This is a genomic window from Corynebacterium sp. HMSC063G05 (genome assembly GCF_001810555.1).
Lineage (GTDB): Bacteria > Actinomycetota > Actinomycetes > Mycobacteriales > Mycobacteriaceae > Corynebacterium > Corynebacterium jeikeium_D.
Genome location: NZ_KV801865.1, coordinates 47,034 through 72,050 on the forward strand (window position 1 = coordinate 47,034; position 25,017 = coordinate 72,050).

Consider the following 25,017-nt stretch of genomic DNA (forward strand, 5'->3'; position numbering starts at 1 on the left):
ATGAGCGAACCAATTAAGCTCCACGACTTGGCCCCGGCTCCGGGTGCTAAGAAGAAGAAGACTCGCGTCGGCCGTGGTGAGGCTTCCAAGGGTAAGACCGCTGGTCGCGGCACCAAGGGCACCAAGGCCCGCAAGCAGGTTTCGGCAGCATTCGAGGGTGGCCAGATGCCACTTCACATGCGTCTGCCGAAGTTGAAGGGCTTCAAGAACCCGGCGAAGGTCACCTTCCAGGTGGTCAACGTTTCGGATCTGGAGCGTCTGTTCCCGAACGGTGGCGACGTCACCATCGCCGACCTGGTTGCAAAGGGCGCTGTCCGCGCTAACCAGCCGGTGAAGGTCCTCGGCGACGGCGACATCAACGTCTCCGTCAACGTCACCGCAACCAAGTTCTCGGGCTCCGCAAAGTCCAAGATCGAGGCTGCAGGCGGCTCTGTCACTGAGGCCTAAAGCATTTAAGCTTTAACAAAAGAGCTCTTAACCCAAGTGGTTAAGAGCTCTTTTTGTATTGAGGGGGAGGAAAGGGGAGGGGAGGGCAGCGCAAACCGCCCGCTTACAGCAGGCCGGTGTGGCGCAGAGCCTGCTCCAGTCGGTCGATGTCAGCGTCCGTATGGAGCGCGGTAATGGTCAATCGCAACATTGCCTCACCACGGGGAACCGTCGGGTAGCGAATCGCAGGTATGTACACGCCTAGCTCCGCCAACCGTGCTGAGGCGTCCATCGCTTCGGCCTCGTCGCCAACGGGCAGTGGGATGATTGCAGATGCGGGGTCTGACTGTGCGTCAACCAGGGAGCGGACGCGCGCAATATTACGCTGCAATCGCTTGACGACGTCCCCAGCCTCCAACTGCTTCAACGCGGCGCGGATAGCTGCGACGGAACCGGGGTTCATCGACGTTGAGTACACGAAGCTACGGGCTTGATTGCGTAGCAGGTCGCCAACTGGTGCGGAGCAGAGAACGTATCCTCCTTCGACACCGAGAGCCTTGCTCGCGGTGCCGACCACAATGTCCGGGTGAATGCCCAGGTGCGCTGCGGTGCCACGGCCTTGCTCTCCGATAACGCCGACGCCGTGGGCGTCGTCAAGCATCAACCATGCGTTGTGACGGCGACAGGTGCGCTCGAGTGCGGGGCCGTCGATGACCTCGCCTGACATAGAGAACACGGAGTCGGAGATGACAAGCTTGTGGCGGGCGCTCGATGCTGCGAGGAGACGGTCGAGTGCCTGGTAGTCAGCATGTGGAAAGACCGTGACGTTAGCTCGGGCATTGCGGCACCCGTCGATGATGGAAGCATGGTTGGCGGCGTCGGAGAAGATTTCCACGTCGGCGGTGGCGATGGCAGCGATGGTTGAGTGGTTCGCCTGGTAGCCAGTCGCAAAGAGAACGGCATCGTCGAAACCGAAGAACTGCGCCAGTTCATTCTCAAGTGCGCTGTGGATGCTAGTGCCGGTGGTCAGGCGAGAGCCGCCGGACCCGGTGCCGAAATGTCCAATTGCCTCGGTGGCAGCTGAGATGAGTTCAGGGTGCGTGGACAGGCCGAGGTAGTCCGAAGAAGAAAACAGTAGATAGTCGGTTCCGTCAATTCGGCTGTGTGGCAGTTGTCCGGTTTCGAAAGTGCGCAGTGTGCGGGCAAGCCCTTCAGCAGCCCAGGCCGAGTTCCTTTGGGCGGCGATTGCTGAGAGGTCGCTGTTGGGGGCGGTCACGTCCGGCGAGGAACTGGCGTCAGCTGGGAGCTCGACGTAGACCGGCGCGTTCTCCAGGTAATCGATTAGCTCGGGGATATCGGTGCCGGGTTCAACGATGAAGATGCGAGTACCAAGAGTGCTGCCGTGGTCCTTGATATTGGGGATACGGTGAAAGACTCCGTCCAGCGCCAGATATCCTCGCGTGTAAAAGGGGTCATCGGAGAGGCAGATTTCTGCGACGATACCCGGGGCGCTGTGAACCTTAGATGCGAGGATGAGCGCCTCGTGAAAATGATCCTTGGTGCAGTCCTTACTGGGGTGCGAGATGGCATCAAAAGTGGAAACCCGTACACCACGGGCAGGATTTGGGTCGAGCCGTTCACCGGAGGAGGCATCGATGAGAGCGGCACCGCGGAGACCTGTGAGTGAATAGGCCATTTCGACGGCGATGTCGGCTGCTTGTATGCCTGCAGCGTGTAGGCGTTGAGCAATGAGATTGCGTGCGTCCTCAGGGCTGGGGTTCGACTCTAGAAAGGGAGTCAACGCGGACACGGTGCCGATAGTCGACTCTTCAACCTTGTCCACAGTGATGTGAATTGTGTCGGCTCGACCCTTGTCGTGGTGAAGTGCACGGCTAGTCATTGCAGAAGCCAGCTGAGGTAGTTCGACGGCCGGTGCAAGACGCTCAGCGCCAGAGATATGGCAGCCATCGGCGCTGGATCGCATGCGGATGCTGTAGGTACTCACAGAGCAAAACTTTAACACTGTTCAAGTTTTGTCTGGGAAAATTGGGTGAGGCACAGTGAGGGGGCGTGGGCTCAGAGGGGAGGGGGCGCTGGGATCGTCGTCAAGCGAAAAGAGGTGATTGGCGGGGCGCTGTACTAACGGTGATATGGAGGTGTATTGCGACGATGTGGAGAAACGCTGGTAGACTCACTACGTCAAATACTGTCAATTAAAGGTTTGAGGAATACGTCATCCGCGTTGCTTAACTAAAACGGGAGACTACTGGCGGATAAGCGGGTAAGTCTTTCGGGAAAAGCGTGGGAGAAGCGGATTTCTTGACCTCGGGAGGATGCACGTGGCTTCCGGTCTCATTGCGGCGTTGCGCGATCCCGATTTGCGTAAGAAGATCTTCTTCACTCTGACGATGATCATTCTGTACCGAATCGGCTCGCAGATTCCAACCCCTGGTATCGACTACCAGTTGGTCAACGCGCAGCTCGAGCAGATTTCGAAAGATCAGTCCAGCGTTTACTCGCTGATTAACCTGTTCTCAGGTGGCGCTCTGCTGCAGATGGCGATTTTCGGCATCGGCATTATGCCGTACATTACGGCCTCGATTATCGTCCAGCTGCTCACGGTGGTGATTCCACACTTCGAGCAGTTGAAGAAGGAAGGGCAGTCGGGTCAGACAAAGATGACCCAGTACACCCGCTACCTCACAGTGGCGTTGGCGTTGCTGCAGTCTGCAGGCATTGTGGCCATGGCAGACCGAGGTGCCCTGCTGGGTGGCTCGCAGTCGCTGCTGGTTAAGGATGCGGGTGTCTTTGACCTCGTGGTGATGGTCGTTGTGATGACCTCCGGTGCCGTGCTGGTCATGTGGATGGGTGAGCTCATCACTGACCGAGGCGTCGGCAACGGTATGTCGCTGCTGATTTTCTCCGGTATCGCCGCTGGTATGCCGGCGCAGGGAGCGAACATTCTGCGCTCCACCACCGGTGTCGTGTTCGCCACCGTGATTGTTGCCGTGCTGATTCTCATCATCGGCGTTATTTTCATTGAGCAGGGACAGCGCCGTATTCCGGTGCAGTACGCAAAGCGCATGGTTGGTCGTCGCCAGTACGGCGGATCTTCCACCTACCTGCCGCTGAAGGTGAACCAGGCCGGTGTTATCCCTGTCATCTTCGCGTCCTCTCTGATTTACGTGCCGGTTCTGATTACCCAGATTGTTCAGTCCGGTCAGTCGAATCCGAACATGGACAACTGGTGGCAGCGCAATGTCATTCAGTACCTGCTGGCGCCGTCCAGTTGGCAGTACATTCTGCTGTTCTTCCTGATGATCATCTTCTTCTCCTTCTTCTACACCTCCGTGCAGTACGACCCGCACGAGCAGGCGGAGAACATGAAGAAATACGGTGGATTCATTCCGGGCTTCCGCCCGGGACGTCCGACTGCTGAATACCTGTCCTACGTCCTGATTCGCCTGCTGACTGTCGGCTCGCTGTACCTGGCGCTGATTGCTGTTCTGCCAAATGTCGCTCTTGATATGGGGCTTGGCGACGCGAACTCCGGTACAGGCGGTATGTTTGGAGGTACAGCCCTGCTGATTCTGGTCAGTGTTGCGCTGACGACGGTCAAGCAGGTTGAAAGCCAAATGATGCAACGTAACTACGAAGGGTTCTTGAAGTAATGCGACTCGTACTTGTAGGTCCTCCCGGTGCAGGCAAGGGCACTCAGGCAGCTATCCTCTCGGAGAAGCTCGGTGTCCCGCACATCTCCACCGGTGACCTGTTTCGCGCAAACATCGGTGAAGGCACTCCGCTCGGCATTGAGGCGAAGTCCTACATCGACGCCGGCAACCTTGTTCCGGACGACGTGACTGTGCGTATGGTCGAGTCCCGTCTGAATGAGGACGACGCTGCCAAGGGGTTCCTGTTGGATGGCTTCCCACGCACTGTTGGTCAGGCAGAAGAGCTGAAGCGTCTGCTGTCCAACCTCGGCACTGAGCTGGATGCGGTCGTACAGTTCGACGTTTCTGAGGATGTCGTCGTCGAGCGCATGCTGGCCCGTGGTCGCGCAGACGACACTGAAGAGGTCATCCGCAACCGCATGCATGTGTACACCAATGAGACCGCTCCTTTGCTGGATTACTACTCGGAGAAGATCATCAAGATTGCCGCTGAGGGATCCGTTGAGGAGATTAACGAGCGCACGATGGCTGAGCTGGAGAAGCTGAACTAGGCTCCTGGCACACCGGGTAACTAGACGCTCTAGCTTTTTCGCTGGCTGGGGCCGATGGGTTTGCCGGTTGTAGATGGTTGTTGAAGCCGCCCTTTCGAACCGTTGAGGTTTGGAAGGGCGGCTTTTGTGTGTGGCTGGGGTGGGGCGGGGGCAGCCGATAGTGAGGGCTACTGGAAGTCCTGAATGATTTCGTCGATAAGCGGTTGTGCGGCCTCGGCGCCAATATTCGCGAAAACGAACTCTTGGTAGATGCGGTTATCCTCGTCGATAACCATTACGAAAGGGGACCCCTTGTTGATACCGCTAAATGCGTGCTTGCCGGGTAGCTCGTATGGTGCGTAGTTTTCGACGGACTCAGCCTTTTCGTTAATGCGCTCGACAGTGGCCGGGTCCTCGGCCGTACTGAGCATTGCGGTGCCACCGTCGCCAACTGCCATTACGCAGGTGAAGCCATGCACGCTCTCGCTGCCAAAAATGACGGGTTTAGAGTCATCCGACTCGACGCAGCTGCCAATCGCCTCCTTAATTGCATCAGGTGTGAAGTTTTGGATCGACTCAGGCAGTGCAGAGGCGCCCATGAAACCCGAGGTGCTTCCAGGGGCCTCCGGCGATTCCGAGGCAGGGGAAGTGGAAGGGACAGTCGGCGCTGGCGACGGTTCGGGGTTGCTTGAGCATGCGCCAATCAGGAAAAGCGAGCTGGCAGCAATAACAACGCCACCAATCTGCGTGGACTTCAACAGTGAATGCATGCCAGTTATCGTAGGGCAGCTCATCTTTGGGTGTAAATTTCTCGGAAGTGGCAGCGATCCGAGCGGCGCCCTCGTAGGTGGCGGGGTACAGCTAGCCGGTGGTTCCCTTCTGAGTCAGAGTAGACTCAACCAGCGTGATGAGTTTTCGACGCCGCCGTAAAGTAGTTCCTGCCCGCACCGAGGGAGAGCTGGATGCGATGCAAGCGGCCGGCGAGATCGTCGGTCGTGCATTGCTAGCCTGCCGAGATGCCGCTAAGCCAGGGGTGACCACGGCGGATCTCAATGAGATTGCGCATCAGGTCATTACCGATGCGGGTGCAACGCCATCTTTCCTTGGTTATGAAGGTTTCCCGGCATCTATCTGTGCATCCGTGAATGAAGTTATCGTCCATGGCATTCCGTCCTCGGCCACAGTTCTATCCGAAGGTGACCTGGTCTCGATTGACTGTGGCGCAATTTTGGACGGTTGGCACGGCGATTCGGCACTGACTTTCGGTGTCGGAAAGCTGAGTGAGGATGTCGAAAAACTAAACATCGCGACGTCGGAGGTCCTCGCCGAAGGTATTAAGGCCATGGTGCCGGGTGCTCGCCTCACCGATATTTCATATGCGCTTGAAACGGCCACCCGTGAGGCTGAACTGCGCCACGATATTGAACTCGGCATCGTCGATGGCTACGGCGGGCACGGCATCGGGCGCGAGATGCACATGGATCCCTTCCTCCCCAACGAAGGCAAAGCAGGCAAGGGCCCCCGCATCGTCGAAGGCTCCGTGTTGGCCATCGAACCGATGCTCATTCTCGGCGGCGAGTGGGGTAGTGATGAGCTTGACGACGGCTGGACGGTCGTCAGCGCCGATAGAATGCCGGCCTCCCATTGGGAGCACACAGTTGCCGCCACAGCGGACGGCCCCCGTATTTTGACTCCTCGAAATGAATAACTAGTGCGGGAGGGGCTACGCGAAAGGTCAGAATGTCGCCATAAAGGCTGCGATGAATTCTGAACGCGGAGAGAGAGTCCGCCTGCCATCGCTTGCAGGCGGTCCCATAGTGGTCGTATTTGGTAAAAACGCAGGTCGCGTGTAAAGTTGGGCGATGGTGTGGGCGCAGTGTCGCTGCAGTGATGATTATCCCTGCACGGAACTGCTAAAACACCAGGCAGAGTAGAGATTTCCCAACTGGTGCCGGGATTGTCCCGGGTATCCGCCAGAGAGACGTGGAGGACATGGCTAAAAAGGAAGGCGCAATTGAGGTTGAGGGTCGCGTCGTCGAACCCTTGCCGAACGCGATGTTCCGAGTGGAGCTGGACAACGGGCACAAGGTGCTCGCCCATATCAGTGGCAAGATGCGCCAGCACTACATCCGTATTCTCCCGGAAGACCGAGTCGTAGTGGAGCTTTCTCCGTACGATCTCGAGCGTGGGCGAATCGTCTACCGCTACAAGTAAATCGACCTGACCACTGTTGGTAGTGGTTATGGGCTTATTTACTAACTAGACAGAAACTCCACCGTCCTAGCTGCTTCTGGTGACGGCCGCGTGATGTTGAGACCGGGTGTCTCAGCAGATTAGCGCGGCGGTTCTTTATGAAAGCTTTTCCACAGAAGTAAGCGAGAATACCTCCGGCAACGGTGGCTGGAGCCTTTCTATAACACTTGCGCGACTCGGCGTCCGACCGAGTAAGCCGGGTTTGGGAAGGATGGCAGTGGAGTAAACCACCGCATCAACCGGAAGGAAATTGCCGTATGGCACGCCTTGCTGGAGTTGACCTGCCACGCAACAAGCGTATGGAGGTCGCTCTTACCTACATCTATGGCATCGGCCCTGCCCGTGCCAATGAGCTGCTGGAGAAGACCGGCATCTCTCCGGATCTGCGCACCGACGCTCTCACCGATGAGCAGGTTGCTGCGCTGCGTGACGTGATTGAAGCTACCTGGAAGGTCGAGGGTGACCTCCGCCGTCAGGTTCAGGCTGATATCCGCCGCAAGATTGAGATTGGTTCCTACCAGGGTCTGCGCCACCGTCGTGGCCTGCCAGTCCGTGGTCAGCGCACCAAGACCAACGCTCGTACGCGTAAGGGTCCGAAGAAGACGATCGCCGGAAAGAAGAAGTAAAACATGGCAGCTCCGAAGTCCGCACGCGGCCGTCGTACCGGCCGTCGCGTTGTAAAGAAGAACGTGGCTCAGGGCCACGCATACATCAAGTCCACCTTCAACAACACCATCGTGTCCATCACGGACCCGAAGGGCGCTGTTATCTCGTGGGCCTCCTCTGGTCACGTCGGTTTCAAGGGCTCTCGTAAGTCCACTCCGTTCGCTGCTCAGATGGCCGCCGAGAACGCTGCTCGTAAGGCCATGGAGCACGGTATGAAGAAGGTTGACGTTTTCGTTAAGGGTCCGGGTTCGGGCCGCGAAACCGCCATCCGTTCCCTCCAGGCCGCTGGCCTTGAGGTGTCCTCGATCTCGGATGTGACCCCTCAGCCGCACAACGGCTGCCGTCCGCCGAAGCGTCGTCGCGTCTAGGAATAGGGTAAGGAGAGAACAGAAATGGCCCGTTATACCGGTCCCGCAACCCGTAAGTCCCGTCGTCTCCGCGTCGACCTCGTCGGTGGCGACATGAACTTTGAGCGTCGTCCCTACCCTCCGGGGCAGGCTGGCCGCGCTCGTATCAAGGAGTCGGAGTACCTGCTCCAGCTCCAGGAGAAGCAGAAGGCACGTTTCACCTACGGCGTGATGGAGAAGCAGTTCCGTCGCTACTACGCCGAGGCTCACCGTCGTCCGGGCAAGACTGGCGATAACCTCGTCGTCCTGCTGGAGTCGCGTCTCGACAACGTTGTCTACCGCGCTGGTCTGGCTCGTACCCGTCGCCAGGCTCGTCAGCTGGTTTCCCACGGCCACTTCACCGTTAACGGTAAGAAGATCAACGTGCCGTCCTTCCAGGTAAGCCAGTACGACATCATCGACGTGCGCCCGAAGTCGCAGAAGATGATTTGGTTCGAAGAGGCACAGGAGAACCTGGTCGACGCTGTCGTCCCGGCATGGCTTCAGGTTGTTCCTGAGTCCCTGCGCATCCTCGTGCACCAGACCCCGGAACGCGCACAGATCGACATTCCGCTTCAGGAACAGCTGATCGTCGAGTTCTACTCGAAGTAATAACCAACTTCGCTTGCATCCATTCATTCCCTATGGCGTCATATAGCGGTCGCCACCTGGAGGATTTTCGAAAATGCTCATTTCCCAGCGCCCAACGCTGACTGAGGACTACATTGATTCCTCTCGCTCCCGGTTCGTTATCGAGCCGCTGGAGCCGGGTTTCGGTTACACCCTCGGTAACTCCCTTCGTCGTACGTTGCTGTCGTCCATTCCGGGCGCTGCAGTCACCAGCATCCGCATTGACGGTGTGCTGCACGAGTTCACCACTATCCCGGGCGTGAAGGAAGATGTCTCCGATATCATCCTGAACATCAAGGGTCTGGTGCTCTCGAGCGAGTTCGATGAGCCGGCTACCGTTTACCTGCGTCGCGAAGGTGCAGGCGCGGTGACCGCTGCAGACATTGAGTGCCCAGCAGGTGTGGAGATTCATAACCCGGACCACCACATCGCTACTCTCAATGATTCCGGTCGCTTGGATATTGAGATGATCGTTGAGCGTGGTCGTGGCTACGTGCCGGCGACCCCGAACTCCGGTGGCGAAATCGGCCGCATTCCGATGGACCAGATTTACTCGCCAGTTCTGAAGGTCAGCTACAAGGTGGAGGCTACTCGTGTTGAGCAGCGCACCGACTTTGACAAGCTGATCATCGATGTCGAGACCAAGAACTCGATCACCGCCCGCGACGCGATGGCGTCGGCAGGCAAGACTCTGGTTGAGCTGTTCGGTCTGGCACGTGAGCTGAACGAGGCTGCTGAGGGCATCGAGATTGGCCCGAGCCCGCGCGAGGCTGAGGATGTCGCTGCGTACCAGACTCCGATTGAGGATCTGGACTTCTCTATGCGCTCCTACAACTGCCTCAAGCGTGAGGAGATCCACACTGTCGGTGAGCTCGCTGCTCGTACCGAGTCGGATCTGCTGGATATCCGCAACTTCGGTGACAAGTCCATCAATGAGGTCAAGGAGAAGCTCGCTGAGCTTGGCCTCGCTCTGAAGGATTCCCCGAACAACTTCGACCCGGCTGCTGTCGCTGATTTGGACGCTGCCTCGGGCGATGACGCTGACTGGACTGATGGCGCAAGCGCTGGCTACGACGAGTAGTTCACCGACGCGACTTCATTAAAACGAGGAGATACCTATGCCTACCCCTAAGCAGGGTTCCCGTCTCGGCGGCTCCGCTTCGCACCAGAAGAAGATTCTGGCCAACCTCGCGAAGCAGCTCATCGAGCACGGCAAGATTAAGACCACCGACACCAAGGCCAAGCTGCTGCGTCCGTACGTTGAGAAGCTGATCACCAAGGCAAAGCGCGGCACTCTCGCAGATCGCCGCAACGTTGCAAAGCTGCTTAACGACAACTACGCAGTTAAGAAGCTGTTCGACGAGATTGGTCCGCAGTTCGCTGATCGCGACGGCGGCTACACCCGCATCATCAAGCTGGGTAACCGCAAGGGCGACAATGCCCCGATCTCTCTGATTGCTCTGGTTGAGGAAGAGACCGCAACTGCTGAGGCAACTCGCGCAACTCGCGCTGCTGCTTCCAAGCAGGCTGAAGAGGCAAAGGCCGAAGAGGCTGAGGCTACTGAGGCTGAGGCTGCAGAGGAGGAGTAATTCCCCTCGCTGACGGCTTCTGACCGTCACAGCTTTGAACCCCCGTTGAGCAGTTCATATCTGAACGCTCTTCCGGGGGTTCTTTGTGCTTGACGACGGTGCATAGCGCCCGACTCCAGTTCTGCCTCCGGTTACACCGACGGATTACGCACCAACATTGAGAGCAATACGGAGACCCTGCGGTGGAAACTGCTGATTATCTAATCCGGGGTCCCGGCTACAATCTGTTAACCGTGACATCACTTACTCCAACGACTCCGGATACCCCGTGCGATTCTCCCGATCGAGCCGCTATGGGGAGCACCGACTCCGACCTGGTTCGGTTGCGTTTTGACATTGCCTATGACGGGACCGATTTCCATGGTTGGGCTGCTCAGCGCGATAAGCCTACTGGAGAACCGGTGCGGACTGTGCAGGCGACGTTGGAATCCACTCTGGAGAAGGTGTTGCGCACTCCAGTGCAACTGACTGTGGCCGGTCGTACAGATGCCGGTGTTCATGCCTCCGGGCAGGTGGCTCACGCAGATGTTCCTGTCTCCTGTTTAGACACACGTTCTATCGCAGGGGACCCGAGTAATTTGGTTCGTCGTGTAGCGCGACTATTGCCCGCGGACGTGACGCTTCGGGGCACCTCGTTTGCGCCCCCGGGTTTCGATGCCCGCTTTTCCGCGTTACGTCGGCACTATGTCTATCGCGTCACTAGTTGCGTCAGTGGCCCGCTTCCTACCCGTGCTCGCGATACGGCCCACTGGCGGCGGTCAGTGGACATCAACCGCATGCAGGTGGCGGCTGATGCCCTACTGGGGCTCAATGACTTTGCCGCTTTTTGTCGACACAAGCCACATGCGACGACCACTAGAGATCTACAGCGGTTCCAGTGGTTCGACGTATCTACGCGGGAAGAACCAGAGCTGTACGAGGCCCATGTGACTGCCGACGCGTTCTGCTGGTCTATGGTGCGCTCACTGGTTGGGGCCTGCCTTAGTGTCGGTGAGGGGCGACGTGCGGTTGGATTCACTGAACAGTTGTTGAGTGAAGGGAAGCGTTCCCCGTTGGTCCCGGTGGCAGAGGCGCGTGGGCTCAGCCTGGTAGGTGTTGATTACCCCGGCGATGCTGATTTGGCGGCCAGGGCGGAGCAGACCCGCGAGCGTCGTGATGCCCGGACAGATGGGGACGAGGCTTAAATGTACAAGCTCTCGGTAATATTCCCTGAAGAAAGTGACCGTAGGAGGAGTGTTCGGTAGTGGTGTGGGCAATTGTTAGCTTGGTTGCGCTGCTCGTAATCCCCGGCGCTGTTGTAGTGAGAGCCAGCGGCGTTCGTACTCCGTGGGCGCTGGCCCTCGGTCCTGCGGTGACGTTTGGTATCGCAGGTACCGCAGGGTGGGCGCTCGGCGCTATCGAAGTGCGCTTCACCTTGGTCAGTGCGTCTATCTGCTGGGCCGTGACACTACTTCTCGCGCTTTGCTGGAGTGGCGGCAGCGCTTTGATTCGGCGGCGGCGCGGTAGTGTCGATCGCTCAGTGTCGGCCGAGACGCAGCCGCCCGCCGCAAGTCGATGGCGCGAGTTGGGCTATGGGCTAATCGCAAGTATCGGAGTCATCATCGCAGCGGCGGTTCTCACGTGGACCGCTATCGGCCGCATCGCTTCAATGTCCGAGGGGATGGCGACCATCCAGCAAGGCTGGGACACACTCTGGCATGCAAGTGTGCTCCGTTCGATTACGGAAGACGGCATGGCCTCGGCCACTAGAATGGGCGAGATTCAGAATGTGGAAACTCAGGCGGTGTCCTACTATCCCGCCGCATGGCATGCGTTCGGTGCGCTTTGGATATTGATTGTCCGTCTACCAATCACCGAGGCGGTCAATTACCTCGGCATTATCATTCCGGCCGTGACCATACCCACGGCGGCTGCGGCGCTGACCTGGCGAATTATTGATCGCCGAAAGCTGTCCACCGCCGTTGCTGCGGGGGTTGCGGCGCTTGTTTCCGCAGCGCTTCCGGTATTGATGCCCGTCGGGGTCTTCGTGGGGGCCTGGCCGTACCAGGTCTCGATTGCGCTAGCGATTACCGTTTTTGCCTATGTTACGTCGCTCCCACACGCACCTCAGCGCATCTTGAGCGCTGCGCTTTCGATAATCGGTATCGGAGAGCTCCATCCGGCATCGGTGCCTACAGTCGTTATGCTCGGTGCAATTTGGTGGTTGTGCTACCGCCTGCCGCGTCCCGCGCATCCTGAACTGGGTGCGGTTCGCGCCAAGCTTTACGACGTCGCGGTGATTGCAGCCGCCTTTGTGCCAGCAGTGGCAGTACTACTGCCGCAGTGGCTTACGGGAACTTCTCAGACCGAGGATGTGCGCGCGGTTAGCGCTGAAGTAGACGACCTCGATCGTTTCGATGCGTGGTATCGAGGCGCCACAATGCTGACCCGCCACACTGAGGAATTCCGGCCGTTCTGGCCAATCATCATCCTCGGTTTCATCGGGATGGCGTTTTTGGTTTTCGCGGATACTTCGCGCCGACGGGTGTGGGTAGTACCGGCCTGGTTTGTTTCGGTGTTGATGACGACCCACGCGCTCAATCATTTTGGTGGCGTGCCGGGCGATATTCTCGCGCTGTATACGGATCTTCACTATTCGACGCCTCACCGGTTGGTGATGGTCACCGCGTACCTGTATTCCGCGCTTGCGGGTATCGCCGTTGCGTGGGGCTGCGCGTGGGCGGCTCGAATTAGTGAGTCAAAAGTGCCATCGACGGGGCGAGTTCTGGGGTTGAGCTTAGCGACGGTGAGCTCTGCTGTACTTGTGGTCTATGGAGTGGCGTCTAATGCTAGCGCTGCGGATTTCGCCTACAAGAGCCCTAGGGAATGGCAAATCATTTCCAAGGCTGACTTAAAGGCATTTGATTGGTTGGCCGAGCAGCCGGAGGCACATAAGTACCGCACGTTTACCAATCCGCCGGAGGGGTCCAGCTGGATGTACGCTCGCAATGACTTGCCGGTAGTGTTCCCGCACTATGATTGGCCAGTGGCGAATAAGTGGACTGCTACCTCAATGCTGTATTGGCACGCTGATTACCTCGGTTTTCCAGACCCCGATCGGCCGGATGGGGTGAACGATGTCGATCGCTCAGCCCGAAAGCTGAACGTGGGATTCATCTATTTGTCACCCCCGGGTATTTGGGATTCCAAGGAGGATTTAGAGTTTCCTGGTGAAGGGCTCTGGGTAGCTCCAGGGGTAACCCCTGTTTATCGAGATAGGGAAGTAACTATCTTCGCCTTCAATGACGTGATTACGCCAGAACGCATCGACGAGATGCGAGCTAGTTCTCCGGAAGTAATTCCTCCCTCGGCTACTAGGGGATGGAGCGATGGTCGGGTAGGTTAGGACACCATGCGGATGAATAAATTTATGGCAACGATCGCAGCCGGTGTGATGATGACTTTCGCGCTGGCCGGATGTGGAGACGACGAGCCGGCTAAGCCGGAAGTCTCGAATCGCTCCGTCAGTTCTTCCGCAAAGACTAAATCCTCGACTCCGCCGAAGCCGACTGAAGAGTCGACGACACCGACAAAATCAGAGACGCCGACGGAAACTCCTGCAATCACCCAGGTCAATGATGCGGATTACACCCCGGCGGACGGCCCAAATACTCGACTCTTTCAGTTGGAGGATGGCACGACACGCTGCTTCCTCAACGATCTGAGCGGTGACGCCTACTTGGCCTGCCAGGTGAATCTTGCCAATCCTCCGATGGTCGATGACGGCACGGGAAACAAGGTTCCCGCCAATGCTGTGTCCTGGAACCCGGGGGGAGTTACTTACGAGGTCCTTACGTTCCCGCCGGCGGGTGAGATGAAGACGCTGCCAGCGAATTCTCAGTTGAGCGCATTCGGTTACAACTGCGCGGCCTATGGCCCGTCTACTCTGGAGTGCTCGGGACCAGCGGGCGCTGCCACTATCGACAATGGCAATGTCACTGGTGCACAGATGCCGAAGGAGGATGTGCCTCCTGCAGCAGGCGGTCAGCCGGGTGGCCAAGAAAATGGCGCTCCGAATGACCCGGCGCAGCAGGGGGAGCCTGACGGCTCCCAGGCGCCGGGCGGTCTGCCAGATTTGGGTGCGTTGATTCCGGGACTAAACCGCTAGTTGCCCGCATAGCTAGTGGCTGCAATTCATCGGTAGTGCGGGCGGTAGATAGCGTCCAGGTGAATTCGCCCATCGCCAGTCGAGGGCACGAAGCTGGCATTTCCGCTGCTGCTGCCGTGGGCGAACCTGTACGACTGACCTCGATGATTCTCGCGATTCCAGTACACAGGTCGGGCTCATACTCTTCGACAACAACCACATCGACGGTGTCGTCTCCAGCTCGAGCGAGAAGTACTGCGCCCAGATCAAGAGCCACAGTATAGAAATGTGGACGGGACGTGCGAATCCCGACTCGATAGCCGAGCGAGAGCATTCCGATGAGCAGCTCACAAATGTCCTGATTGCCGCAGTCGACCTCCAATCGGGGGACGTTCGCGGGACACATTGTGATGGTTTGTCCACTGCTCCCGGCTCCTATGACCTGCGCCGGACCATTAGTGATAGCGATGTCACGTTGTCGGCTTAACCACAGGTGCGGTTTGCGTCCCAACGCCGCCACATGATGAGAGCGTCCAGTGCGGCGCAGCTGCACGACCTCCGCAGAGCTCTCAGTCAGAGCACATTCCGGTGCCGTCAATCGCCGTGCGCGAATACCAAGGGTTCCCAGCCGGTGGATGAGGAAGCGTAGGGCTTGGTCAGCGGAGGCTTCCACCGGAAGAGTTGCCACCAGATGTGTCCAGGGTTCAGGGGCTGTGCCGGAGCGCTCGGCTGCTCGGAAGTAGCGGTGCGCATGCTCTCCGCGGACTTCCGGCGCAATGTGATAAAAGCACAGCGCATCCAGGGTCACTGGGCTGTCGTCGGCAAGCGAGACGATATCCGCAGCGCTTAGCTGGCTTCGCAGGCCTGGTGTGAGACGTAGTCCGATGAGTTGTCCTGGTTCGGTGCGTCGCAGGCGGTCACGAAGGCTGCGGCCGCGCACAGGGACATGCGCGCCTGCAGTGATGGTTATTGCTGTAATGAGTAGCCACAATGACAATGGCATGTGAAAATCCCCCCAATATGTTCCCCACTAAAATTCCCCTGGTCGCACAGTAGCGCGGCCTGGCTTACTCTGCAGGGTAGAGATTATTTGGGGGAATAGTTTTGGGGGAAACTCATGCCACGTACGCCGACTACGCCTAGCCAGGTCAGCGGTCATCGATTCTTGATTCGTCGGATTGAGCACGCGCTTGTGCGTGCGGATTCGCGAATGCTGCACGATCCTCTGCGCACGCGTACGCGAGCACTGTTTATCGGCTGTGCGCTGGTGGTTTTACTGGCCGCCGGCACTGCGGTGCTGTCGTTGGTGCGGCCGCAGGGCGGTTCGAGCTCCAATGAGCAGCTGATTGTCGTATCGGGGTCGGAGGGCCTGCATGTACGTGTCAATGGTCGATTGCATCCAGTCGCGAATCTCGCATCGGCGCGGTTAATTTTGGGCAATCCTGCTGAGCCGAAGCGGGTGCGCAGTAGCGAGTTGGACAAAGAGGACATCAGTTTTGCTGTCGGGATTGAGGGCGCACCAGCAGTTCCGGCCGCGCCGGCAGGCTCTGGTGCCTCGGGAGCTGCCAAGAGGGGCAGTGCAGGTGCGCCGGAGTTGGCACTGTCTTTATGCGAGCGGACGGTGCAAGACCTCGGGCAGCCGTGGATTGTTGCAGAGTCGCTTGCGCGTCTTGAAGAAGTCCGTGCGGAACCGCAGCAGCTTACCCGAACCCACTCGGACAGTGCCGTCGTTGCCGATGGCCAAAACCTCTGGCTGATTACGCAGGGCTACCGCTCGCGGCTGGATGTCAACCACCCGGAGCACGCCGCTGTTTCTCGAGCGCTGGGGTTGGAACGCGCCGCAGTCCGGCCTGTCAGCCCTGCGTTGCTCAGAACGATTCCGGAGGTTCCGATTCTGGCCGCGCCAGCAATCCCGAACCGCGGCGCACCCACGCACTTCGCCGCTCCATTCGACACAGTCGGCAATGTGGTTGAGGTCGGGCAGCGGCGCGTTATCGTGCTTGACGACGGTGCCGCGATTCTCTCCCCGGTGCTAGGAGAGCTATTAGCTGCGCATAGCCCAGTTCTGCAGGCCAGTGAGGGGCAGCTGGCGGCAGTTCCCGTTGCGAATGCGCCAGCAGTCCCGGGGCTACCTGAAAAGCCGCTGACGTTTGCCGATGCTGATGGCTGGTTGTGTGCCGGCCGGATAGCAGGACGGCCGCAAGCTCTCGTGCAGTGGTCGCAGCATGCTCCGGAGGGGCGGCACGTGGATTACCCGCATGCCGACGGTTCGGGTGCGGCCGTCGACGGTTTCGTGGATGGTCGCAGCCGTGAGCGCAGCTCGATTGCAGTAAGCGTAAATGGGGCCGTACACGTCATTTCTCCAGAGGGGATGCGCTTTGCTGTGCACGATCGCACGACGTTGGCCGCCCTCGGGTTTAATGCATCAACCAATGCCGATAGCGGTGGCACGCGACCAGTGGACTGGGAAGTGGTGGCCGCGTTGCGCGGAGGCCCTGAGCTGAGTAAGCAGGCGGCGCTAGGGCCGCTGTCCGGGACGCGAGAGCAGCCAGGCACCTAGGCCCAGTGCGCATATCAGGAGCAGTCCAGTCGCCCGGAGCGGTGCATTGCGCTCCTGCGAAGAAAGCAGATCCGGCGGAGCCGGTGCGGCAGCGGGGTTGGCTGCGTGCTGCGCAGCGGTGTCCACAGTGGTCCAAATCAGAGCGTCATAAGGTGCAACGATGCCGCGACCAAGGCCGAGCCCGGAACTAATTGGGCTCGCGGAACTAAGGATGATGTCGCGAACCTGTGCTGGGGAAAGCTCTGGGTTTCGTGCCAGCAGCAGGGCAGCTGTGCCCGACACGGTTGGCGTGGCAAAGCTGGTGCCGGCAATCTGTTGAGCTCGGGTGTTCTCCCCAGACCCGAACACGTGGCGGTCTATGAGACCGGTGGGGGTGCGCGGATCGGGACCGAGTACGGGGCCGCCGGGAGCGGAGACATTGACCCATTGTCCCGTGATTGCATACTCCGCGGGCTGTGCTTGGCCGGCATCGTCGAACTGTACTGCTGATACTGCGATTACCTCCGGCAGAACTGCGGGCCACGCTACGGATCCGTCCTGACAGCTATCGCCCTTATTGCCTGCCGCTGCGACCACTACTGCGCCTGAGACTTCCGCGCGTGCGACGCTCTCGGCAACATCTGTTGCACCTTGGGGCATTACGCCTGCCGGGGCACACGATGTGAGCGAGATATTGATGACCCGCGCGCCCTCCGCGACGGCCCTGTCGATAGCTTGTGCCAGCGACTCCAAATTTCCTTCGCCATCGGCCGTTTGTCTTATCGACAACACGTGCGCGTCGGGCGCCAGTCCGGCGAAACCATCGGCACCGGGCCGGCCTGCAATAATGCCGGCTACTAGAGTTCCGTGACCGTCGCAGTCTACGAACCCGCTGTTGCCGTCGACAAAATCGCCACCGTCGAGAACCTCGCCCAGGCGCTCATTGGGTGAGACCCCGGTATCGATTACCGCCACCGTAATCCCCGCACCCGTCGTCAGTTGCCATGCTTGGCGAAACCGAAGAGCTTTTTCGATCACCGTCGGTTCATGCAGTGCGCTTTCCGACGACAGCATCGTGGCCACGCAGTCCTGGCTGTTCTGGGCAGCCGCTATTGGTGCGATGCCCGACGGTACTACTGCGGTGGCCGCCGTCAACGTCGAGATAAGCACTGTGGAAAGTGCGGCCGTGGCGGTGAGACGAGTTTTTATGGCATTCATGAAAAGTGGGTTTTTCACTGGAAGAACCCACTTACGAACTCAGGGAATTCGGCAATGATGGCCGCAATGGGCAGAATGACGGCGATGCTGCAGGCCTCGGTTAGCTCAGCTATGCGGCGCGTTGTAGGTGAGATGCGTGACGCGGGAAATGCGGCTAAGGCAGTGGCTGCAAGCATGGGGACGACCAGGCCAGCGGCGACTGGCCAATTGCCCTCGAACCACTGTTGAAAGGCGACGGCCACAATGACGGCAAGACCAGCTAAAGCAGTACAGGTGGAAGCTACTTTCCGGGCTTGGCCACGGGAGTGAATTGCACAAAAGACTATGACAGCAGCAGCCATGCCTAGAGGCCACCACTTGTTCGCATAGGCTCCGGAGAAAAGTACCACCAGGGTGAAGATGCTGAGACTTCCGGTGCCACTGCAGAGGATGCCATCGAGGATCCACCCCGCTCGCTTAGGTGCGTTGTGGGATATTTCGGGAGTTTCGCTGTCATCGAAGCTCTCGCCGGCGGCAGGGACTTTGGGTACGCGAATACCGGCAGCCTTGATAGCGATGGAAGGTGCCAGCAGTATCAGGATGACTGCACTAGCAGCGGTGAGCGCTCCTGATTGAACCGAGTTGTGGAAAAGTGCGACAGCCGCAGCGTAAATACCGAAGGTAACTGCAGCACTGAGACTCGTCGCGCCCAGGGTAACGGTGATGCGGTTGTCGCCGTCGCCGGTGTTGGAAATGAGAAAAATCAAACCGATGACGGCAAGCGCGACACTAATCGCAGCAGTCGGCGGCCAGTCGGTGAGTATGCGGTGTAGGTCGAGGCCAACGAAGCAGAGCCCCGAAGAGGTGCCCAGAATGAGCACTTGCAGCTCCAGGGACATGACAATCGCCGGTTTTGCGCTACGCAACAGCGCCAGGCGCAGTCCACCCGCTACTGCCAGCAGCGCGATGAAGCTGATTGCCGCGGCCAGTGTGGAATCGGTACTGCTCAAGCTCAGTGAGGCAGCTGCGATTGAAGCCGTGGCCACGAGGGCGGCGGTACAGCCAACAACCAAATCAGCCGTCCCGATACCATCGGTATAGGTGGTGTCGGTAATAGCATCGGCGGCATCGAAGAGTCGAGGTTTGGGCACGGGACCTGGGTCGTTGATAACAACCAGGCGTTCGCCTGGTGCAATACCGGCATCGTTCAGGGTGTCGTCGGCAAGCAAAATCGTGCCAGTGGCGGTCCGTAGCTGCCACTGTGCCAGCGGGAAGTCCGCAATGTCGATATCGAAAATTTGCAGGATATCCGGTACAAGTGCGGCGATTGCGACGTTGGTCGGTAACGCAAGGTCTGCGTGTGCTCGGTTGGTGTCTTCGGGCATGTGTGCGGCATCAATGCGCACGCGAATGAGTTCCCCCAGCATGTATTTCCCCCATGAATTCTGCATGCTTTAGTCCCTCTAGAGTGTCGTACAACTCGCTAGAGCGCTACTCGGAGTAGTAACTGCGCGTGCCCCCGCTATCAGTTTCGGTCATGCGCTGCGAGAATCCGGAGTGTGTTTTAAGCTATGCGTACACCGATTGGTCGGGGGATTGGCCGTCGAGTGAACACAAGGGGCGACACATAGCGGGGGGGATTTTTGTGACTAGTGCACAGGCGGAGATTTCGGCTACCCGAAAAGCGGGGCCGCAGCCTATGACGGGCACAATCGCGCCGGATGCGCCTCCAGAAGCGCCGGAGCCACAGCCGGTGCCGCTGATGCGTGCACTCATGCCGTTAATCATGGTCGTGGCGGTGGTCGGCATGGTGGTGTTGATGTTTGTCTCTGGGATGGGACGTAACCCGATGTCGTTTATGTTTCCGCTGATGATGGTGTTTTCCACTGTGGGCATGATGGTGTCGGGCGGGGCGGGAAATAAGGACATGGCACCGGCGCGGAAGGACTATCAGAGGCATTTGTCCAGTATTCGCCGCGCGGTGGCGAAAGCAGCGAGGATGCAGCGTGAATCGGCGCAGTTTATCCACCCTCGGCCTGGAACTCTGTGGCAGCTGGGGGCGATGGGGCGGGCGTGCGAGCGTCGAAAGGGGGACTCGGATTTCTTGCAGCTGCGCATCGGGGTGGCAACGCAGCAGCCCGCAACGCCTGTAACACCACCGGCAATTCCGGCGCCCGAGAAACTGGATCCGGTTTCCGCCGTAGCACTGCGGGAAGTTATTCGATCGGCTCGTCAGGTTGAGGGAGTGCCCTTTGCCATAGATGTGTCAGCCTTTGAGATCATCGCGCTCACTGGAGATACCGCGGCGCAGGGGCTGGCTCGAGCAATGGTCGCCCAAGCTGCTGCGCTGCATCATCCGGAGGATTGCCTGATTGCAGTTGTGGGAGATGAGTGGGAATGGCTGAAATGGACGCCACACCACGGACACCCCGCAGTTACTGATGCCTGTGGCCCAGCGCGGTTGCGGGCGGCGACGTGTGCGCAGCTGACTGAGCTGCTCACGGCTATCGACACACTGCCAGCTGCAGTTCTGATTGTGCTGGCGGATTCGAACGGACAGCACGATGTCACTGAACTGACACCGATTTTTGACGCGGCGGGGTCGGAGACCTCGGTAGTACTACTGACCGTCGTGGAAGCGCAGTCAACGTTGTGGGAGGCAGCGGTTCACCATGGCATCGCGCTGGTTGTTTCCACTACTGCTGTGCATGCGGAAACCGCGTCCGGACGGGAGGAGATTGGCGTACCTGATCAGCTGAGTCCAGCAGAAGCGGAGGTGCTTGGGCGGAGCTTGGCGCGTTTTGAAGTACCAACAAGCGCAGATGATTCCGTTAAGACCTCGGAAGATCCGGTGATGGAGGAGCTCGGGCTGTATCCGCCTCCGACAACTCTGCGCTACCGACCGCGCTACGGCAGTGCGCGTCTGCGAATTCCTGTGGGGGCTGATGACAGCGGCGCGCCGGTCTATCTGGATTTTAAGGAGAGTGCCGAGGGCGGCATGGGGCCACACGGTTTGTGCGTTGGCGCCACAGGATCGGGTAAGTCGGAATTCCTCCGAACGACCGTGGTAGGGCTCGCAGCCACGCACAGTCCGGATCAGTTGAACTTTGTGCTGGTGGACTTCAAGGGCGGGGCGACGTTTCTGGGCCTGGATCAATTGCCTCATGTTTCGGCGGTGATTACCAACTTGGAGCAGGAGCTTATCCTGGTCAACCGCATGGAAGACGCACTGCGGGGTGAGATGACGCGGCGTCAAGAGCAGCTACGCGCTGCGGGGAATTTTGCCGGTGTCAGCGATTATGAGCAAGCCCGACGCACTGGGCAGATAGATGCGCCACCCATGCCTGCGTTGCTGATTGTGGTGGATGAGTTTTCGGAGCTGCTCTCCGCACGCCCGGAGTTTGCTGAGCTCTTCGTTGCGATTGGTCGGTTGGGGCGTAGTTTGCACATGCATTTGCTGCTGGCCAGTCAGCGTCTGGAGGAAGGCCGCTTGCGCGGGTTGGAAAGCCATCTTTCCTATCGTATTGGGTTGAAGACCTTTTCCGTCGCGGAGTCCCGCAGCGTGCTGGGCGTTCCGGACGCCTATCATCTGCCGGCCATCCCGGGCATCGGCTATATCAAATCTGCTGCCGCCGAGCCGGTGCGGTTCCGGTCGGCGTATGTTTCCGGACCGGTGGTCCGTCCGCAGCCTATTGACGGTGCGACGGCTGGGGCAGAGCAGGGGCTGCAGGGGCAGGTCGCAGCTGTCGCTGAATTTACCGCTGAAAATTGGACGCGGGAGGCTTTCGGTGCGTCGTCAAGCGATGGCGGAATGGTAGATCCGCCTGCGCAGACATCGGAGCAGACGGTGCTCGGTGCCGTGGTGGCAGCGGTGTCGCACGTACCGACACGTGCGCATCGGGTGTGGCTGCCACCATTGCCGGAGGCCATCGAGCTTCAGCCCGACGAGCAGCTGCCGCGACAGCGATTGACCGGTGTGATTGGGCTGGTGGACAAGCCGCTGTTTCAGCGTCAGGACCCACTGCGTATTGACCTGCGCACGACCGGCGGGCACATGGCAATCGTCGGAGCGCCGCGGTCAGGAAAGACCACTGCCGCACGCACAGCGATCCTCGCGCTTGCCGACGGCATCAGCGCCCGTGACCTGCATTTTTATATCGTCGACTGTGGTGCGGGCGGCTTGAGCGACCTGGCTGAGTTGCCGCATGTCGCGTCGGTTGCACACCGCGGAGACGAGGAGCTTATTCGCCGTACGATTGGTTTTTTGCGTCGTGAGGTAAGTCGTCGGGAACAGCTCTTTCGCACTAATGGATGGCTCTCTCCGGAAGTCGCACGGGCGGCAGGACAGCCGGATTCGGTGTTGGTCATTGACGGCTGGGGTGCGTTCAAAACGGAGTTTCCGGCGCTGAGTGACGATGTGCAGGCGCTGGTTGCAGATGGATTGGCGGTGGGAATTCATGTCCTGCTCACGGCCTATCGCTGGACGGACATGAGACCTGCCGTTCGCGACCTGATTGGTACTCGGATCGAGCTGCGGCAGGCGGAGTCGATGGATTCAATGATTGACCGTAAGGCAGCGGAGCTGGTGCCGGAGAGCCCAGGACGCGGAGTCGCGCCGGGCGGGTTTGCGATACTGGTAGCTCTCACCGGCGCTGCGGACACTAAGCGGATTGCAGAGACAGCGCCGCACGGTGAGCAGGCACCAAAGCTCCAGTTGTTGCCGCGGCGGATTGATATTGCGCGTTTGCCGCGACCAGCGGCCGCTGCGAGAGGTGCGATTGCAGTGGGGCTCGAAGAAGCCGGTCTGGGCGCGGTGATATTCCACCCAGAAAAGGATCGTCACCTACTGATATTCGGTTCGGCGGGCAGCGGCAGAACCGCCGCGCTGAGGGGCATCGTTCACCAGTTGCGGTACTCGCAGTCGGACTCGAAATTCGTCGTAATTGACTACCGCCGTGGGCTAATGGAGGCCGTGCCCCAAGAGCGGCTGGCCGGCTATGCGGGCTCGGCTGCGGTGGCGACACCCATGCTGGCAGAGCTGGCAGAGGTACTGAAGGCTCGTCTCCCGCAACCGGATATCACCCCAGCGCAGTTGAAGGCCCGAAATTGGTGGAGTGGTCCAACCATCAATGTCATCGTGGACGACTATGACCTCGTGGCCGGCTCGCGGGGTAACCCCTTGCAGCCGCTGGCAGAAGTCATCGCTCACGCCGCCGACATTGGGCTCAATATCTTTTTTGCCCGTCGAATCAGCGGGGCGTTGCGGTCCCTCCACGACCCGGTCATGGGTGCGGTTAAGGACCAGGGTGCCAGCGTCTTTGTTATGGACGGCACACGCGACGACGGCCCCATCCTCGGCGTAAAGCCCTGCGAGCAGCCGCCGGGCCGTGGCTATTGGGTGGCGCACGGCCAGAGTCCGCAGATTGTGCAGTTGGGTTGGTTGGATACCGCTGGTGACCAGGAGGACAGTTGATGATTCGGGTCGAATCTTCTTCCACCACCCAGACCCCGACGCTGCGCCACGGCACCTGGCACCTGTGGGGACTCGCGGCACCTGCAGACACCGCAGAACTGGCGGTGCATGGCCCTAGACCGCTTCTCGAGAGCATGCAAACAGTCATTGTGCCCAGCTATTGGGGTGCTGTGCGACAGTGCCGGTTGGCCTCCGCGCTATTGGCTGCTGAACTCAATCCGTACATCCTGACGCTTGCCGACGCCGTTGTGGAACTCGATGAGGCAACTGTGTCTCATAGCGTGTTGGTGGAAGTAGAAGAAACGCGTGTCTGTGTCACTCGTCTGAGCGGGGGCCACATTGCCAGTCGGATGACACATTTGGTCGGAGCGAACGACAGCGCACCATTGGTGGAAACAGTCATTGCGCTGGCTTATCAGCTGACCATGTATCCGGATGCGCCCCAGGGGATACCCGATGATGTGGAAGTTAGTGGTGGGCGCGGTATCACTGAGTATCCGCCCCGCTGGCAGGAGGATATTGAGTTCATCGTCGGCGAAGTTCCACCCGGGCTAGCGAACCCGCGGCGAGCTCTACTAGTCGATCGTCTGCGCGACCGTGGATTTTTAGTCTTCGACTGCCCAGCATCGCGGCTCGGGGAGTGCGTAAATCCGGCCTGGTTGAAAAACATCGGCGACGCTGAAGCCGGTGAAGTGGAGCCGTCGGAGGATTTCGCGGGGCGGCGTCCTGCAGCCAGGGCAGAAGTCAGCTCAGCGTCGAATCAAAGCGCAGTTGTGTCAGTAGCTGCCGTTGGTTTGTTGACGGTGGTGGTGCTGATTGTTGGGATTGCTGCATGGCTCGTTAGTGGCGGCATAGGCAGGGAGAACGAGGGGAGACAGAAGCAGCGTGAGACATCGCACGCACAGGCTCCTCCTGTAACTACGCCTCCTGTAACGACGCCTCCATCCACATCGAAACCAGGTCCCGATTCTGCTCCCGTAGTCAAACTGACCAATGCGGGCGTGGAAGCTCGGTTTCCCGGCGGGTGGGAGCTTGACTCGGCAAGTCCGTTAGACCGTCTGATTGCGGTGGATGGCGGAGATATGCGCGTCTTGGTGCTCGCTAGCCCGCTTTCGCAGGACATGGCGCTTGAACATCTAGCCGCCGCTTTGAGCAGCTCCGTTGCCGGGGATGAGACAAAGTCCGCGCCGGAACGCAGACAAGTACTGGGCACCGATGTCGTAGTCGTAGAGGAGCGGCTGCCGTCAGGTAATTCGATAGTGCTCTGGCATCACAAAGTGATGGACGGAACTCAAGTCAGTGTGGGGTGCCAGTTCAGAGGAAGGACTATTGCGCCGGTACGACCCGTATGCGACCAGGCAGTAGTAAGCGCTCGGCCGGTGCCGTAATACGCGAGGGGCGTAGAGAAAGTGACTGGGGGATGGGCGGGGGTAGGCAGGGGTAAAGGTTGGAAAACCAAAATGGAACCGAATCGGGGTTTTTCGCGCCAAACAATATGACGGGTTTTTAACGCGGGAAGCTGGCTGGCTCG

At 59.3% G+C, this 25,017-nt stretch carries 20 protein-coding genes and 1 pseudogene; 15 read left to right on the forward strand and 6 right to left on the reverse strand.

From position 1 onward, the window contains the following. Window positions 1-447: a 50S ribosomal protein L15 gene (gene rplO, locus HMPREF2751_RS09490; protein ID WP_016422071.1), complete on the forward strand. Its 447-nt coding sequence runs from the start codon at window positions 1-3 to the stop codon at window positions 445-447. A 103-nt stretch (window positions 448-550) separates the two neighbouring features. Here the strand turns inward: rplO and HMPREF2751_RS11040 are convergent, their stop codons facing one another. Then, window positions 551-1,702, reverse strand: coding sequence for an aminotransferase class I/II-fold pyridoxal phosphate-dependent enzyme (locus HMPREF2751_RS11040; protein ID WP_370449630.1), 1,152 nt, complete (start codon window positions 1,700-1,702; stop codon window positions 551-553). 48 nt (window positions 1,703-1,750) lie between these two features. After that, window positions 1,751-2,410: pseudogene (locus HMPREF2751_RS11045) on the reverse strand (6-carboxyhexanoate--CoA ligase); the annotation flags it as partial. A 349-nt stretch (window positions 2,411-2,759) separates the two neighbouring features. On the opposite strand from HMPREF2751_RS11045, the gene secY reads away from it, so the two are divergent. Both secY and HMPREF2751_RS09505 read left to right on the forward strand, forming a co-directional pair. Beyond that, window positions 2,760-4,097, forward strand: a complete 1,338-nt coding sequence (secY, locus tag HMPREF2751_RS09500) for a preprotein translocase subunit SecY (protein WP_048731466.1) — start codon at window positions 2,760-2,762, stop codon at window positions 4,095-4,097. Continuing rightward, window positions 4,097-4,648: an adenylate kinase gene (locus tag HMPREF2751_RS09505; protein WP_005509947.1), complete on the forward strand. Its 552-nt coding sequence runs from the start codon at window positions 4,097-4,099 to the stop codon at window positions 4,646-4,648. The genes secY and HMPREF2751_RS09505 overlap by 1 nt, the downstream gene beginning before the upstream one ends. A gap of 167 nt (window positions 4,649-4,815) precedes the next feature. Here the strand turns inward: HMPREF2751_RS09505 and HMPREF2751_RS09510 are convergent, their stop codons facing one another. After that, complete coding sequence (locus HMPREF2751_RS09510; RefSeq protein WP_070595924.1) at window positions 4,816-5,397, reverse strand: hypothetical protein; 582 nt, start codon at window positions 5,395-5,397, stop codon at window positions 4,816-4,818. A gap of 137 nt (window positions 5,398-5,534) precedes the next feature. Here HMPREF2751_RS09510 and map point away from each other — a divergent pair, with 137 nt between their 5' ends. From map to HMPREF2751_RS09555, 9 genes are all read left to right on the forward strand, one after another. Next, a complete protein-coding gene (gene map, locus HMPREF2751_RS09515) occupies window positions 5,535-6,335 on the forward strand; it encodes a type I methionyl aminopeptidase (protein ID WP_070595925.1) in 801 nt (266 codons plus the stop codon). 284 nt (window positions 6,336-6,619) lie between these two features. Next, window positions 6,620-6,841 carry a translation initiation factor IF-1 gene (gene infA, locus HMPREF2751_RS09520; protein WP_016422077.1) on the forward strand — a complete coding sequence of 74 codons (222 nt, stop codon included), beginning with the start codon at window positions 6,620-6,622 and terminating at the stop codon, window positions 6,839-6,841. A 296-nt stretch (window positions 6,842-7,137) separates the two neighbouring features. Beyond that, the gene (gene rpsM / locus HMPREF2751_RS09525; protein ID WP_005509836.1) at window positions 7,138-7,506 is read left to right on the forward strand and encodes a 30S ribosomal protein S13; all 369 of its coding nucleotides are present in this window, start codon (window positions 7,138-7,140) and stop codon (window positions 7,504-7,506) included. Window positions 7,507-7,509: 3 nt separating this feature from the next. Continuing rightward, window positions 7,510-7,914: a 30S ribosomal protein S11 gene (gene rpsK / locus HMPREF2751_RS09530; RefSeq protein WP_016422078.1), complete on the forward strand. Its 405-nt coding sequence runs from the start codon at window positions 7,510-7,512 to the stop codon at window positions 7,912-7,914. A 24-nt stretch (window positions 7,915-7,938) separates the two neighbouring features. Beyond that, window positions 7,939-8,544, forward strand: coding sequence for a 30S ribosomal protein S4 (gene rpsD, locus HMPREF2751_RS09535; RefSeq protein WP_005509964.1), 606 nt, complete (start codon window positions 7,939-7,941; stop codon window positions 8,542-8,544). 73 nt (window positions 8,545-8,617) lie between these two features. Then, complete coding sequence (locus tag HMPREF2751_RS09540) at window positions 8,618-9,643, forward strand: DNA-directed RNA polymerase subunit alpha (protein ID WP_016422079.1); 1,026 nt, start codon at window positions 8,618-8,620, stop codon at window positions 9,641-9,643. A gap of 37 nt (window positions 9,644-9,680) precedes the next feature. Beyond that, on the forward strand, window positions 9,681-10,151 hold the full coding sequence (gene rplQ / locus HMPREF2751_RS09545) for a 50S ribosomal protein L17 (RefSeq protein WP_016422080.1): 471 nt from the start codon (window positions 9,681-9,683) through the stop codon (window positions 10,149-10,151). Window positions 10,152-10,444: 293 nt separating this feature from the next. Beyond that, window positions 10,445-11,335, forward strand: coding sequence for a tRNA pseudouridine synthase A (locus HMPREF2751_RS09550; protein WP_042388414.1), 891 nt, complete (start codon window positions 10,445-10,447; stop codon window positions 11,333-11,335). Window positions 11,336-11,394: 59 nt separating this feature from the next. Further along, a complete protein-coding gene (locus HMPREF2751_RS09555; protein ID WP_070595926.1) occupies window positions 11,395-13,536 on the forward strand; it encodes a DUF6541 family protein in 2,142 nt (713 codons plus the stop codon). A 589-nt stretch (window positions 13,537-14,125) separates the two neighbouring features. Here HMPREF2751_RS09555 and HMPREF2751_RS10680 read toward each other — a convergent pair. After that, window positions 14,126-15,280, reverse strand: a complete 1,155-nt coding sequence (locus tag HMPREF2751_RS10680) for a hypothetical protein (RefSeq protein ID WP_016422084.1) — start codon at window positions 15,278-15,280, stop codon at window positions 14,126-14,128. A 114-nt stretch (window positions 15,281-15,394) separates the two neighbouring features. On the opposite strand from HMPREF2751_RS10680, the gene eccB reads away from it, so the two are divergent. After that, complete coding sequence (gene eccB, locus HMPREF2751_RS09565) at window positions 15,395-16,837, forward strand: type VII secretion protein EccB (RefSeq protein ID WP_070545647.1); 1,443 nt, start codon at window positions 15,395-15,397, stop codon at window positions 16,835-16,837. On the opposite strand, the gene mycP is transcribed toward eccB, so the two are convergent. Beyond that, window positions 16,796-18,034, reverse strand: coding sequence for a type VII secretion-associated serine protease mycosin (gene mycP / locus HMPREF2751_RS09570; RefSeq protein WP_246823226.1), 1,239 nt, complete (start codon window positions 18,032-18,034; stop codon window positions 16,796-16,798). The genes eccB and mycP overlap by 42 nt on opposite strands. A 14-nt stretch (window positions 18,035-18,048) precedes the next feature. Further along, window positions 18,049-19,464 carry a type VII secretion integral membrane protein EccD gene (eccD, locus tag HMPREF2751_RS09575; protein ID WP_224783772.1) on the reverse strand — a complete coding sequence of 472 codons (1,416 nt, stop codon included), beginning with the start codon at window positions 19,462-19,464 and terminating at the stop codon, window positions 18,049-18,051. Window positions 19,465-19,658: 194 nt separating this feature from the next. Between eccD and eccCa the strand changes: the two genes are divergently transcribed. Both eccCa and HMPREF2751_RS09585 read left to right on the forward strand, forming a co-directional pair. After that, window positions 19,659-23,486: a type VII secretion protein EccCa gene (gene eccCa, locus HMPREF2751_RS09580; protein ID WP_168164784.1), complete on the forward strand. Its 3,828-nt coding sequence runs from the start codon at window positions 19,659-19,661 to the stop codon at window positions 23,484-23,486. Further along, on the forward strand, window positions 23,486-24,874 hold the full coding sequence (locus tag HMPREF2751_RS09585) for a type VII secretion-associated protein (protein WP_070595929.1): 1,389 nt from the start codon (window positions 23,486-23,488) through the stop codon (window positions 24,872-24,874). The genes eccCa and HMPREF2751_RS09585 overlap by 1 nt, the downstream gene beginning before the upstream one ends. The last annotated feature ends 143 nt before the right edge of the window (window positions 24,875-25,017 follow it).